The sequence below is a fragment of the Azospirillum brasilense genome (genome assembly GCF_007827815.1).
Classification (GTDB): Bacteria; Pseudomonadota; Alphaproteobacteria; order Azospirillales; family Azospirillaceae; genus Azospirillum; species Azospirillum brasilense_C.
Genome location: NZ_VITH01000005.1, coordinates 90,976 through 103,419, shown reverse-complemented (window position 1 = coordinate 103,419; position 12,444 = coordinate 90,976). Strand labels below are relative to the sequence as shown.

Here is a 12,444-nt window from a genome sequence, read left to right as displayed (position 1 = left end):
TTTGCCGGTCTGCCCCGCCGGCGGACAGAGGAGACAAAGCGGCCATGGCGCGCACCGATCATCGCAATCCGAACGTCGCGGGGCTTCGCCCGCGCTCCCGTCTGGTCCATGGCGGCGTCCGCCGCTCGTCCTTCGACGAGACCTGCGAGGCGCTCTACCAGACCTCCGGCTTCGTCTACGGCTCGGCGGAGGAGGCGGAGAGCGCCTTCGTCAACGACGGCTCCCGCCACGTCTATTCGCGCTTCCGCAACCCGACCACGGCGATGTTCGAGGACCGGCTGTGCGAGTATGAGGGGGCGGCCTGGGCCTACGCCACGACCAGCGGCATGGCCGCGGTGCACGGCGCCCTGTGGTCGAACCTGCGCACCGGCGACCGCATCGTGGCGCCGCGCTCGCTGTTCATCTCCTGCTACTGGGTGATCAAGGAACTGTCGGCCCGCTTCGGGGTCGAGGCGGTCTTTGTCGACGGCACCGACCTGTCCCAATGGGAAGAGGCGCTGGCAAAGCCGACCAAGGTCGTCTTCCTGGAGACGCCCAGCAACCCGGGGCTGGAGGTCGTCGACCTGCGCGCGGTCAGCGCCCTCGCCCACAAGGCCGGGGCCAAGGTGGTGGTCGACAACGCCTTCGCCACGCCGGTCCTGCAGCGCCCGTTCGAAATGGGGGCCGACGTCGTCATCTATTCGGCGACCAAGCACATCGACGGCCAGGGCCGCTGTCTGGGCGGCATCATCCTGACCAACGACAAGCAGTACGGGTCGGACGTGATCCATCCCTACCTGCGCCACACCGGCCCGACCATCTCGCCCTTCAACGCCTGGCTGCTGTTGAAGGGTCTGGAGACGCTGGAACTGCGCGTGTCGGCGCAGAGCGCGGCGGCCCTGACGGTGGCGGAGTTCCTGGAAGGCCACGCGAAGGTGGAGCGGGTGCTCTATCCGGGTCTGGCCAGTCACCCGCAGCACGACCTTTGCCGCAGCCAGATGACCGGCGGCGGCACCATGCTGTCGATCTTCCTGAAGGGCGGTAAGGAGGAAGCCTTCCGCGCCCTGAACGACCTGCGGATGGTGATGATCTCCAACAACCTGGGCGATTCCAAGAGCCTGATCACCCACCCCGACACCACCACCCATTCCAAGCTGACGGTCGAGGAGAAGGCGGCGGCGAACATCCGCCCGAACCTGCTCCGCCTGTCCGTCGGGCTGGAGGACGCCCAGGACATCGTTGAAGATCTCGACCGCGCGCTCGCTTCCCTGTAAAGACTGGACCCGGAACCAAATGCTGCAGTGCAGCGTTGGCGTCCGGGTCACGGTTTTTTCGGCCCGGCCGGGCCTTCCGGTCCGGTCGGGTCCTTTGGTGAGGTGGAGCGAATGGCGAGACGCAAGGCCGGCAACGGCGAACCGACGCAACGCTTTCTGACGGTGGCGGGCGATCTGACCCGGACCGGCGTCAAGACGGGCGAGATGGGGGTGGCGGCGGCCCAGACGATCGGCTACCGCACCGCGATGATGGCGGCGGCGATGAACAACCCCATCGACCTCGCCAACCCGGAGTTCGTCCGCATGGGCTCCGAGAAGGTGGAGGCGATGGTGGAGGCCACCCACGCCGTCGCCAAGGGCATCGGGGAAATGCAGCAGGCCTGGATGACCCTGATGCAGGGCCAGCTTCAGGCCGCCATGGTGATGGTGACCGGCCTCGGCCAATGCCGCAACCCCGCCGACCTGATGGAACTGCAGCGCCGCACCGTCACCGAGACGGTCGAGGCCGGCATCCACGCCGCGCTCTACATGGTCGAGTCGGCCACGGCCCTGACCCAGGCCGGCATGACCCCCGCCTACCGCACCGTCCGCGCCAACGCCCGCCGTCTGGCGAAGCAGCACGGGTGATGTCGCGGTTCACCGCGACGGCACAAGGCACGATCTCCGTCGTGCTTCGCGCCGCCGCGGTTGAACGCTTTTTTCAGAGCTTTGCGATCACTGCCCCAGCATTTCGAAGCTGGACGGGGCGGGATCGATCACGCGGGGACCGCTCGGGGTGACCTCCAGAACGGCCAGACCGCGCTCCACGACGCCGTCCGCGCGCAGGCGGAAGACGCCGTCCATGCCTTCGAAACCGTTGGGGTTGTTCAGCGCCGCCCGGTCGAAGCGGCCCGCCGCGTCGGGCATCTTGGCCAGCACCGCGGCGATGGCCGTGGCGTCGTAGGACAGGGTGGCGATGCGCGGCGGCTTGCGCCCATAGGTCTTCTCGAAGCGCGCCTCGAAGTCGGCGCGGCTCTGCGGGGCCGGGGCGGCGAACCAGGCGCCGGCCAGGGCGGGCTCCTGGCCCAGCCCGGGCTCGTCCCACAGGCCGGTGCCGAGCAGCTTCACCTGCTGGGTGTTCAGCCCGTTGGCCGACAGCGCCGACGCCAGGCCCTGGGCGCGCGGCCCGCCCTCGGCCAGCATGACCGCCTGCGGCTGCACGCCGGCCTGGGTCACCTGCCGCGCCGGCTGGGCGAGGTCGGTCACCGCCGGGTCGTAGCGCTCGACCTGCGCCACCTGCCCGCCGAACTGGCGCGAGGCGGCCTGCACGGCGTTGACCACGGCGTCGCCGTAGGCGGTGCGCGGGGCCAGCGCGACGTAGCGCGTCGCACCGCGCGAGCGGGCGAAGCCGATCACCCGGGTCACCTGATCGGCCGGCACGAAGCCCAGCACATAGGTGCCGTTGCCGGCCTGGGTCCAGTCGTTGGTGAAGGCCAGAACGTCCACGCCCGCGGACTGGGCGACCGGCTTCACCGCCGCCACGTCGGCGGCGAACAGCGGGCCGAGGATCAGGCTCGCTCCCTCGGCGATGGCCTGCCGCGCCGCGTCGGCGGCGCCGGTGGGCGTGCCCTTGGTGTCGCGGGGCAGCAGCTCGAACCGGTCGCCGGCCAGATCGAACAGGGCCATCTGTGCCGACTCCAGCATGGCCTGCCCGATGGCGGCGCTGGACCCGGACAGCGGCAGCAGGATCGCCACCTTCAAGGTCTGCGGGGCGGCCGGAACGGCGGCGACGGGCGCTTGCGGCGCTTGAGTCGGCGGCGCCGGGGCCTTTACAGTCGAGCAGGCCGAAAGCGTGCCGGCAACCAACAGGGCGGCGGCAGCCCGCTGCCCCCAAGCGCGCGAGAAAGGTGTCGTCAAGCGTGCCACCAACGATCTCCACATCCGGTCCGGCGCCCGAGCCCGTTTCCGGGCCCGGCGTCTCTGGTGACGCTGAAGGTAGCGAGCCGAGGGCCGCAAGTAAACTCGGCGCCGGCCTTTATGTGGTCGCCACCCCCATCGGCAACGCCGCCGACATCACGCTGCGCGCGCTCGACACGCTGCGCCGCGCCGACGCCATCGCCTGCGAGGACACGCGGGTAACGGCGAAGCTGATGGGCATCCATGGCATCCACACGCCCTTCGTCTCCTATCATGAACACAACGCGGCAAAGATGCGTCCGGTCCTGATCGGGCGCATGAAAGCGGGCGAATCCATCGCGCTGGTCACCGACGCCGGCACGCCGCTGGTCTCCGACCCCGGCTACAAGCTGGTGCGCGAGTGCGTGGCGGAGGGGGTGGCGGTCACCACGCTGCCCGGCGCCTCCGCCCCGCTGGTGGCGCTGGTGCTGTCCGGCCTGCCGACCGACCGCTTCCTGTTCGCCGGCTTCCTGCCCAACAAGAGCAGCGCGCGGCGCGCCACCGCCGGGGAACTGAAGACCGTTCCCGCCACGCTGGTCTTCTTCGAGTCGCCGCAGCGCCTGCCCGAGTCGCTGGCCGACCTCGCCGACATCCTGGGCGCGCGGGAGGCCGCGGTGGCGCGGGAGCTGACCAAGCTCTACGAGGAGGTGCGGCGCGGCACCCTGCCGGAGCTGGCCGCCCATTACGCCGAGGCCGGCCCGCCGAAGGGCGAGGTCGTGCTGGTCATCGGTCCGCCCGGCGAGGAGCCCACCCCGACCGAGGCCGACGTCGACGCCCTGCTGCGCGAGGCGCTGACCCGCCTCTCGGTCCGCGACGCCGCCGCCGACGTGGCCGCCCGCACCGGCCAGAACAAGCGCACCGTCTACGCCCGCGCGCTGGAGCTGTCGCGGGAGGGGAAACCATGAGCGCGCCGGGCGCGCTGCGCCGCCGGGCCGAGAATTACGGCCGCTACGCCGAGCAGCTGTGCCGGCTGGCGCTGCGGCTGAAGGGTTACCGCATCCTGGAAAGCCGCCTGCGCACACCCATGGGAGAGATCGACATCGTGGCCCGGCGGGGCGACACTCTGGCGATCGTCGAGGTCAAGGCCCGCGGCGACTGGGACACCGCGAACGAGGCGGTCAACGCCCGCCAGCGGGGCCGCCTCGCCCGCGCCGCCCACGCCTATCTGGGGGCCAACCCGCAGTATGCCGGCTATGTCTTGCGCTTCGACGTCATGCTCGTTACCCCTTGGTCGTGGCCGCGCCACGTCCCGGACGCGTGGCGGGCCTGACGCGAAGGCTGAAGAAGAGGAAGGACGCCGCCCGTGACCAGCCGCGCCGAGGCCCGTGACATCCTGCGCCGCGTGGGGCAGCAGCCGGACGAGCAGATCGATCTGGCCGAAGCCGCCCTGGCGCTGGGCGCGCTGGAGGTGCCGGGCGCCGCGCTGGCCGACTACCGCCGTCACCTCGCCGACATCGCCCACGATCTGGCGGAGCGCGTCTCGCCCACCCTCGACGGGCTGGAGGCCCGCATTTCCTGGCTGCACGAGGTCATCGTGGAGCGGCACGGCTACGCCGGCGACCAGGACACCTACGACGACCTGCAGAACGCCAACCTGCTCCGCGTCATCGACCGCCGCCGCGGCCTGCCGGTGGCGCTGGGCATCCTGTATCTGCACGCCGCCCGCTCGCAGGGCTGGACGATGCTGGGTCTGAACTTCCCCGGCCATTTCCTGGTGCGGCTGGAGGCCGACGGCGCCCGCGCCATCCTCGACCCCTTCAACGAGGGGCAGGTGCGCACCGCCGTGGACCTGCGCGACCTGCTGAAGGCCACCGCCGGCAGCGCCGCGGAGCTGGAGCCCGGCCATTACCAGACGGTGTCCAACCGCGAGATCCTGCTGCGGCTTCAGAACAACATCAAGCTGCGCCACCTGACCGCCCGCGACGTGCCGCGCGCGCTGGAGGTGCTGGAGGCGATGCGGCTGTTCGCCCCGGCCGAGGCGTCGCTGTGGCGGGAGACCGGCCTTCTGGAGGCCCACAACGGCAACCTCGCCGCCGCCATCGCCGCGCTGGAAACCTTCCTGGAGCTGACCGCCAGCGAACGGCACCGCCATCAGGTCGCAGCGCTGATCCAGCAGCTCAAGAACCAACTGAACTGACCCCATTTCAAAAGCCCGTTTCGGAGACCCGCAGGATGAGCCTCGCCGTCGCCTTCCAGATGGACCCCATCGAGTCCATCAACATCGACACCGACTCGAGCTTCATGATGGCGCTTGAGGCGCAGAAGCGCGGTCACACGCTCTACCATTACCACCCGTGCGACCTCAGCCTGACCGGCAACGTCCTGACCGCCCGCGTTCGCGAAATGACCGTGGTCCGCAAGAAGGGCGCCCACTACACGCTGGGCGAGCCGCGGATCGTCGACCTGTCGACCATGGACGTGGTGCTGATGCGCCAGGACCCGCCCTTCGACATGGCCTACATCACCGCCACCCACATGCTGGAGCACATCCAGCCCAAGGTGCTGGTGCTGAACGACCCGGCGGAGGTGCGCAACGCGCCGGAGAAGCTGTTCGTCACCCATTTCCCCGACCTGATGCCGCCGACGCTGATCACCAGCGACAAGCAGGCGGTCCTGGACTTCCGGGCGCAGCACAAGGACATCATCGTCAAGCCGCTGTTCGGCAACGGCGGGGCCGGCGTCTTCCACCTGAAGCCGGACGACGAGAATCTCGGCTCGCTGCTGGAGCTGTTCACCCAGCTCTACCGCGAGCCTGTGATCGTGCAGAAGTACCTGCCGGAGATCCGCCAGGGCGACAAGCGCATCATCCTGATCGACGGCGAGCCCGCCGGCGCCGTCAGCCGCATGCCCCAGGAGGGCGAGGCCCGCGCCAACTTCCACGCCGGCGGCAGCGCCAAGAAGACGGAGCTGACCGCGCGCGAGCAGGAGATCTGCAAGGCCATCGGCCCGGTGCTGCGCGCGAAGGGTCTGGTCTTCGTCGGGATCGACGTGATCGGCGACTACATGACCGAGATCAACGTGACCTCGCCCACCGGCATTCAGGAGATCAACCGGCTCGACGGGTCGGCGCTGGAGGCCACCCTGTGGGACGCCATCGAGCGCCGCCATCACGAGAACAAGGGCGAGACCAAGGGGGCCTGAGGGTCGAAGCCCCCGCCCCCCGCCGGCCGGTCACTCGGTGAAATAGCCGGGCTGGCCGAGGTCGGCGACGAGGCCGGTCTCGCGCGGCTCCCATCCCAGCAGGGCGCGGGTGTGGGCGCTGGAGGTCGGGCAATCGACGCCGGCGAAGAAGGCGAACCACCCGAAATGGGCGGCCGCCTCGTCCGGCGTCTTCGACACCACGGGCAGGCCAAGCCGCGCGCCGATGGCCTCGGCGACGCGGCGCAGCGGCACCCCCTCCTCGGCGATGGCGTGGAACGGGCCGCCCTGCGCGCCGGCCTCCAGGGCCAGCCGGTACAGCCGCGCCGCGTCCCGGCGGTGCACCGCCGGCCAGCGGTTCCCGCCGTCGCCGATGAAGGCCGAGACGCCGGTCCGGCGGGCAATGTCGTGCAGGATGCGTGTGAAGCCATGGTCGCCCACGCCGTGGGTCGAGGGCGGCAGACGCACGACGCCGACCCGGACGCCGCGGGCGGCCAGTTCCCCAGCGGCGAGTTCGGTGCGGCGGGGCAGGGCGTCGGAGGGCGGCCGGTGCGGATCGCTCTCCACCGCCACCGGGCCGCGCGCGGCCACGACCGCGCCCGCCGTCACCAGCAGAGGACGGTCGCTGCCCTCCAGCGCCTCGCCCATCGCGAGGATCGCCTGATAATCCTCCCGGCAATTGTCGGCGAAGCGCGAAAAATCATGATTGAAGGCGGTGTGGATCACGCCGTCGGCCGCGGACACGCCGGCGCGCAGGCTCTCCAAATCGTCGAGGGAGCCGCGATGGACCTCCGCCCCGGCCGCGGCGAGGGACGTCGCCGCCGCGTCGGAGCGGGCGAGGCCGAGGACCCGGTGCCCGTTGGCGAGCAGCTCCTGGACGATGGCCGAACCGACGAAGCCGGTGGCGCCGGTGACGAAGACACGCATGGGAAACCTCTTCCGATCAGGGTCGCAAGGCCACTGTCCGCCGGGGGCTTATCCTGGTAAAGTCGTGACGTTATCGGGGTATAATGACCAACAGGACGGGCCGGAACGCCATGGTGGAGAGCGGATCGGGGGAAAGCCGGCTGGGCGCCTATCTGAAGGACCGCCGGGCGAAGCTCGATCCCGCGGCCTTCGGCTTTTCGGCGGAGCGCCGGCGCACCCGCGGCCTGCGCCGCGAGGAGGTGGCCCAGCGCGCCAACATCAGCACCACCTGGTACACCTGGCTGGAGCAGGGGCGCGGCGGAGCGCCGTCCGCCGACGTGCTGGAGCGCATCGCCCGCGCCCTGATGCTCACCGACGCCGAGCGCGAGCATCTTTTCCTCCTCGGCCTCAACCGCTTGCCGACGTTGCGCCATCCGGTGGGTGAGGCGGTCACGCCGCGCCTGCAGCGGGTGCTCGACGCGCTGAACCCCAGCCCTGCCCTGATCAAGACGGCGACCTGGGACGTCGTCGCCTGGAACCGCGCCGCCGCCGCGGTGCTGACCGACTACGGCGCCCTTCCGGCGGCCCGGCGCAACATTTTGCGGCTGATCTTCTGCGACCCGCGCGTGCGGGCCGCCCAGTTCGATTGGGAGGGCGTGGCGCGCTTCGTCGTCGGCGCCTTCCGCGCCGATGCGGCGCGCGCCGGCGCCGACGACGCTGTGAAGGTTCTGGTCGAGGATCTGTCGCGCCAGAGTCCGGAATTCGCCGCCCTGTGGACCGCGAACGACGTGAGCCATTTCGGGGAGGGCGTCAAACGCCTGCGCCACCCCACGCTGGGCACGCTGGAGCTGGAATATTCGGCCTTCGCCGTGGACGGGCGGCCGGACCTGACGATGCTCGTCTACAACCCGGCAACCCCGGACGACGCCGAGCGGGTGCGGGCGCTGCTGGCCTGACCCGTCACGGGCCGGCGGCGGACGCGGCGCGCCGGAAATCGACGTACCGGTAATCCAGCCCGTTCTCGGTCAGCAGCGGACCGCGCTCCGTCTCCACCCACTCCGGCCCCAGCGGCGGCATGACGGTGTCGCCCTCCACATCCTGTTCGACGCGGGTCAGATGGACGAGGTCGGCGAGCGGCAGGGTCTCGCGGAACAGTTCGGCGCCGCCGATCACCCCGACCTCCGGGACGCCACGGCCGCGGCACCAGTCCAGCGCCGCGTCGAGGCCGCCGAACCAGCGCGCCCCGTCCCGCTCGCCCGGTGGGACGCTGCGGCTGACCACGAGGTTGTCGCGGCCGGGCAGGGGCTTGCGGGGGAGGGACTCCCAGGTGCGCCGGCCCATCAGGACCGGCTTGCCCGTCGTCAGCTCCCGGAAGCGCTTCAGGTCGCCGGGCAGGGACCAGGGCAGGGTGCCGTCGCGGCCGATCACGCCGTTGCGCGCGGCGGCCACCACCAGACTGATGCGCATCCCAACCCCTTTTCCCGTCCCGTTCACCCCACCTTACGCCGCGCGGAGCTGCTGGAGGAAGCCCCCGACCTCCCGGTGCAGCGTGTCGAGCTGGTGGCCGAGCTGGCGCGACATCTCCAACACGTCGCGGGCGGTGGCGCCGCTCCGGGTCGCCGCACCGGTGACGCCGGTGATGTTGGCCGACACCTCCTGCGTGCCGCCCGCCGCTTCCTGGACGTTGCGGCTGATCTCGCGGGTCGCCGCCCCCTGCTCCTCGACCGCGGAGGCGATGGAGGTGGCGATCTCGTTCACCCGCAGGATCACCTGGGTCACGCCCTGGATCTCGCCGACCGCGTCTCCGGTCACCGTCTGGATGTTGGCGACCTGGGCGGCGATCTCCTCGGTGGCCTTGGCGGTCTGGTTGGCCAGCGCCTTGACCTCGCTCGCCACCACGGCGAAGCCCTTGCCGGCCTCGCCGGCGCGGGCCGCCTCGATGGTGGCGTTGAGCGCCAGCAGGTTGGTCTGGCTGGCGATGTCGTTGATGAGCTGGACGACCGCGCCGATCTTCTGCACCGCCTCGGCCAGCCCGCCGACCTTGCCGTTGGCCCGTCCGCTGAGGGTCACCGCCTCACCCGCGATGCGCGACGACTCGGCGACCTGACGGCTGATCTCCTGGATCGAGCCGGCCAGCTCCTCCGACGCCGCCGCCACGGTCTGCACGTTGGCGGAGGTCTGCTCCGTCGCCGCGGCGACCGAGGTCGCCAGCTCGTCGGTCTGGGCGGCGGCGCGACTCATCTCGGCCGCCCGCTCCTCCATCGTCGCCGCCGCGTCGGAGACGGTGCGGACAACGGCGCCGATGCTCTGCTCGAAGCTGGCGGCCAGCGCCAGCATGGCGCGGCGCTTCTCCTCCTCGGCGCGCTGGGCCGAGGCGGCCTGTTCGGCCTCCAGCCGCTGCTTGTCGCGGGCGTTGGTCTGGAAGACCAGCACGGCCTTGGCCATGGCGCCGATCTCGTCGCCGCGCTCCGCCTCCGGAAAGCGGGTGGACAGGTCGCCGTCGGCCAGCGAGCGCATCTTGGCGCCCAGCCCGCGCAGCACCCGGCTGATGTCGGTGCCGACCCAGGCGATCAGGCCGACGGCCGGCACCGCCAGCGCCAGGATGACGAAGGCCAGAGTCCGGAGCTGGTCCAGAAAGGCGGCGCGGATGTCGTCGATGAAGATGCCGGTGCCGATGAAGATGTTCCACGGCTCGAAGCCGCGGACATAGCCCAGCTTCACCGCCAGATCGTTGCCGCCGACCGTGCGCGGCCAGTCGTATTCCAGCAGGCCGTCGCCGGTGGCGCGGACCATGCGGATGAACTCCACGATCATGTGGACGCCGTTGGCCGACTTCAGCGGCTTGACGTCGGCGCCGATCAGCTTGGCGTTGACGTGGGCGAAGCCGTAGCCGTCCATCGTGTGGGCAAAGAGATACTCCTTGCCGCCGGCGTAGCGAATGCCGGCCACCGCGGCCTTGAAGCGCGCCTGCGCCTCCTCGCGGGTGATCTTGCCGGCTGCCGCGTCCGCCTCCAGCGTGGCGGCCAGGGTGACCCCGGTTTCCACGATGCTGTGCAGCGTGTCGAGCCGGTCGGCGTGCATTCGGCTGTAATTGAGATAAAGGCCGGCGCCAGCGATGGCGAAGGATGCGACCGAAGCCGCGACGACGAGCGCCCACAGCTTGGCCCGGATGGAAAGCTTCGTGAGGGTCATGGGATGTCTGCCTGAAACTGTCTGCCCTGTCCCGCGTCTCGGCAAGCGGCGGTTGTTTGCCCTTGTCTTTGCCGAGACTCCAAGAATGATCGACAGTCACAGGAAACTTATAAACGGATGTATAAAAATACGGGGCGCGCCGGGGACTGGGCGCCTTTGTCACACCACGTTTCCGGGTATTCCTGCGGTCAGGCCAGAAGAGCCCCCAGAACGGCGTTCAACCGCTGCCGCCCCTCGTGCGTGGCGCGCAACGTGTCCTTGCCGACCTCCAGGAAACCGCCGGCCACCAGACGCTCCAGCGCGGCTGGATCGACCAGCCCGTCGAGATCGCGGCCGGTCTCCTCGACCAGCCGGGCGCGGGCCACCCCCTCGCGCAGGCGCAGCCCCATCATCAGCAGCTCCGACCCACGCGACTCGCGGGCGACCGGCTCGGGCGCGGCGGCGCCATGGCCGTCGCGCTCCACCCGCTCCAGCCAGATTTCCGGGGCGCGGTGGGCGCGGGTGGCGACTTTCTCGCCGTCCAGCGTCAGCCGGCCGTGGGCGCCGGGACCGACGCCGACGTAATCGCCATAGCGCCAGTAGGTCAGGTTGTGGCGGCTCTCCTCGCCGGGGCGGGCGTGGTTGGAGATCTCGTAGGCGGGCAGCCCGGCGCGGTCGAGCAGGCTCTGCGTCGCCTCGTAGAGGTCGCCGGCCAGATCCTCGTCCGGCAGCACCAGATCGCCCCGCGCGTGCAGAGGGAAGAAGGCCGTGCCCTCCTCGATGGTCAGCTGGTAGACCGACAGGTGGCCGACCGCGTGGTCGAGCGCTTGGGTCAGCTCCGCCTCCCAGGCCGCGACGGATTGGCCGGGGCGGGCGTAGATCAGGTCGAAGCTGAAGCGGGGGAAGGTCCGGGCGGCCAGCGCGATGGCGCCGGTCGCCTCGGCCGCGCTGTGCTGGCGGCCGAGGAACTTCAGCGCGGCGTCGTCCAGCGCCTGGATGCCCATCGACAGCCGATTGACCCCGGCGGCGTGGAAGGCGCGGAACTTGTCCGCCTCGACCGAAGTCGGGTTGGCCTCCAGCGACACTTCCAGGTCGTCGCCCACCGTCCAGCGGGCGGCGATGCGCTCCAGCACGGCGCCGACCGTCGTCGGCTCCATCAGCGACGGCGTGCCGCCCCCGAAGAAGACCGAGGTGACCCGGCGGCCGGGCGTTGCGTCCGCGTAATGATCCAGCTCCCGCACCAGCGCGGCGCGCCAGCGGTCATGCTCGACCCGGTCGCGGACGTGGCTGTTGAAGTCGCAGTACGGGCACTTCGCCTTGCAGAAGGGCCAGTGGATGTAGATCCCGAAGCCCGGATCGGGTTTCACTTGAAGCATCGCTCCACAAGCTGGCGGAAGGCGTCGGCCCGGTGGCTCATCTCATGCTTCCGGGCCGGGTCCATCTCGCCGAAGGTGATGTCGTAACCGTCCGGCTTGAACATCGGATCGTAACCGAAACCATGCGCGCCGCGCGGCGGCCAGACCAGCGTGCCGGGGCAGCGGCCCTCGACCGTCTCGACATGGCCGTCCGGCCAGGCGAGCGACAGGGCGCAGACGAACCAGGCGCGGCGGTCGCTCTGGCCCTTAAGCCCGTCCTCGACCTTGCCCATGGCCATCTGGAAGTCCTTGTCCGGACCGGCCCAGCGGGCGGAGTAGATGCCGGGGTCGCCGTTCAGCGCCGGCACCACCATCCCGCTGTCGTCGGCCAGCGCGACATGCCCCGCCTTGGCGGCGGCCAGGGCCTTCAGCTCGGCGTTCGCAATGAAGGTGGTGCCCGTCTCCTCCGGCTCCGGCAGGCCAAGCTCGCCCGCGGACACAAAGGAGGCGGCGTAGGGGCCGAGCAGCGCCGCGATCTCGCGGACCTTGCCCTTGTTGTGGCTGGCGATCACCAGCGTGCCGCCCGTGAAGCGGCGGGGAGGCGTGGTCATGGGGAGTTCCTTCGATGTGGACTGTTGCCCCCACCCCGACCCTCCCCCGCTTCGCGGGAGAGGGGGCCTGTTCCC

13 protein-coding genes are annotated in these 12,444 nt (G+C 70.7%); 7 read left to right on the top strand and 6 right to left on the bottom strand.

The features are described 5' to 3' along the window. Positions 1-44: 44 nt before the first annotated feature. Both metZ and FBZ83_RS11670 read left to right on the top strand, forming a co-directional pair. Entirely contained in the window at positions 45-1,253 is a 1,209-nt protein-coding gene (metZ, locus tag FBZ83_RS11675) for an O-succinylhomoserine sulfhydrylase (protein WP_145682707.1), read from the top strand. A 111-nt stretch (positions 1,254-1,364) separates the two neighbouring features. Beyond that, positions 1,365-1,880 carry a phasin family protein gene (locus FBZ83_RS11670; protein WP_035670582.1) on the top strand — a complete coding sequence of 172 codons (516 nt, stop codon included), beginning with the start codon at positions 1,365-1,367 and terminating at the stop codon, positions 1,878-1,880. Positions 1,881-1,967: 87 nt separating this feature from the next. On the opposite strand, the gene FBZ83_RS11665 is transcribed toward FBZ83_RS11670, so the two are convergent. Further along, positions 1,968-3,158 carry a penicillin-binding protein activator gene (locus tag FBZ83_RS11665; RefSeq protein ID WP_145682705.1) on the bottom strand — a complete coding sequence of 397 codons (1,191 nt, stop codon included), beginning with the start codon at positions 3,156-3,158 and terminating at the stop codon, positions 1,968-1,970. Here FBZ83_RS11665 and rsmI point away from each other — a divergent pair. From rsmI to gshB, 4 genes are read left to right on the top strand one after another with little or no spacing between them, the layout of a single operon-like run. Next, on the top strand, positions 3,152-4,093 hold the full coding sequence (rsmI, locus tag FBZ83_RS11660; RefSeq protein ID WP_432612491.1) for a 16S rRNA (cytidine(1402)-2'-O)-methyltransferase: 942 nt from the start codon (positions 3,152-3,154) through the stop codon (positions 4,091-4,093). The two genes, FBZ83_RS11665 and rsmI, sit on opposite strands and share 7 nt — an antisense overlap. Next, on the top strand, positions 4,090-4,458 hold the full coding sequence (locus FBZ83_RS11655; RefSeq protein WP_114861151.1) for a YraN family protein: 369 nt from the start codon (positions 4,090-4,092) through the stop codon (positions 4,456-4,458). Before rsmI ends, FBZ83_RS11655 begins: the two co-directional genes overlap by 4 nt. Before the next feature lie 33 nt (positions 4,459-4,491). After that, a complete protein-coding gene (locus FBZ83_RS11650) occupies positions 4,492-5,325 on the top strand; it encodes a SirB1 family protein (protein WP_145676212.1) in 834 nt (277 codons plus the stop codon). Between the two features lie 35 nt (positions 5,326-5,360). After that, positions 5,361-6,329: a glutathione synthase gene (gene gshB, locus FBZ83_RS11645; protein ID WP_145682700.1), complete on the top strand. Its 969-nt coding sequence runs from the start codon at positions 5,361-5,363 to the stop codon at positions 6,327-6,329. A gap of 30 nt (positions 6,330-6,359) precedes the next feature. Here the strand turns inward: gshB and FBZ83_RS11640 are convergent, their stop codons facing one another. Continuing rightward, a complete protein-coding gene (locus tag FBZ83_RS11640) occupies positions 6,360-7,253 on the bottom strand; it encodes an SDR family oxidoreductase (protein ID WP_145682698.1) in 894 nt (297 codons plus the stop codon). An 83-nt stretch (positions 7,254-7,336) separates the two neighbouring features. Between FBZ83_RS11640 and FBZ83_RS11635 the strand changes: the two genes are divergently transcribed. Further along, on the top strand, positions 7,337-8,188 hold the full coding sequence (locus FBZ83_RS11635) for a helix-turn-helix transcriptional regulator (RefSeq protein ID WP_247888270.1): 852 nt from the start codon (positions 7,337-7,339) through the stop codon (positions 8,186-8,188). A gap of 4 nt (positions 8,189-8,192) precedes the next feature. Here FBZ83_RS11635 and FBZ83_RS11630 read toward each other — a convergent pair whose 3' ends face one another. The 4 genes from FBZ83_RS11630 to rdgB form a co-directional block, all read right to left on the bottom strand. Next, positions 8,193-8,699, bottom strand: coding sequence for a dihydrofolate reductase (locus FBZ83_RS11630; protein WP_145682696.1), 507 nt, complete (start codon positions 8,697-8,699; stop codon positions 8,193-8,195). 33 nt (positions 8,700-8,732) lie between these two features. Continuing rightward, positions 8,733-10,424 (bottom strand): methyl-accepting chemotaxis protein, encoded by a 1,692-nt coding sequence (locus FBZ83_RS11625; RefSeq protein ID WP_145682694.1) that lies wholly within the window; start codon positions 10,422-10,424, stop codon positions 8,733-8,735. A 188-nt stretch (positions 10,425-10,612) separates the two neighbouring features. After that, positions 10,613-11,779 carry a radical SAM family heme chaperone HemW gene (gene hemW, locus FBZ83_RS11620; RefSeq protein ID WP_145682691.1) on the bottom strand — a complete coding sequence of 389 codons (1,167 nt, stop codon included), beginning with the start codon at positions 11,777-11,779 and terminating at the stop codon, positions 10,613-10,615. Beyond that, positions 11,767-12,369 (bottom strand): RdgB/HAM1 family non-canonical purine NTP pyrophosphatase, encoded by a 603-nt coding sequence (rdgB, locus tag FBZ83_RS11615; RefSeq protein WP_145682689.1) that lies wholly within the window; start codon positions 12,367-12,369, stop codon positions 11,767-11,769. Before rdgB ends, hemW begins: the two co-directional genes overlap by 13 nt. Positions 12,370-12,444: the final 75 nt, after the last annotated feature.

Bases quoted from the DNA above. Each gene is read 5' to 3' on its own strand.
- metZ (WP_145682707.1), top strand. From the start codon at position 45: ATGGCGCGCACCGATCATCGCAATCCGAACGTCGCGGGGCTTCGCCCG.
- FBZ83_RS11670 (WP_035670582.1), top strand. From the start codon at position 1,365: ATGGCGAGACGCAAGGCCGGCAACGGCGAACCGACGCAACGCTTTCTG.
- FBZ83_RS11655 (WP_114861151.1), top strand. From the start codon at position 4,090: ATGAGCGCGCCGGGCGCGCTGCGCCGCCGGGCCGAGAATTACGGCCGC.
- gshB (WP_145682700.1), top strand. From the start codon at position 5,361: ATGAGCCTCGCCGTCGCCTTCCAGATGGACCCCATCGAGTCCATCAAC.
- FBZ83_RS11640 (WP_145682698.1), bottom strand. From the start codon at position 7,253: ATGCGTGTCTTCGTCACCGGCGCCACCGGCTTCGTCGGTTCGGCCATC.
- FBZ83_RS11635 (WP_247888270.1), top strand. From the start codon at position 7,337: ATGACCAACAGGACGGGCCGGAACGCCATGGTGGAGAGCGGATCGGGG.
- FBZ83_RS11630 (WP_145682696.1), bottom strand. From the start codon at position 8,699: ATGCGCATCAGTCTGGTGGTGGCCGCCGCGCGCAACGGCGTGATCGGC.
- FBZ83_RS11625 (WP_145682694.1), bottom strand. From the start codon at position 10,424: ATGACCCTCACGAAGCTTTCCATCCGGGCCAAGCTGTGGGCGCTCGTC.
- hemW (WP_145682691.1), bottom strand. From the start codon at position 11,779: ATGCTTCAAGTGAAACCCGATCCGGGCTTCGGGATCTACATCCACTGG.
- rdgB (WP_145682689.1), bottom strand. From the start codon at position 12,369: ATGACCACGCCTCCCCGCCGCTTCACGGGCGGCACGCTGGTGATCGCC.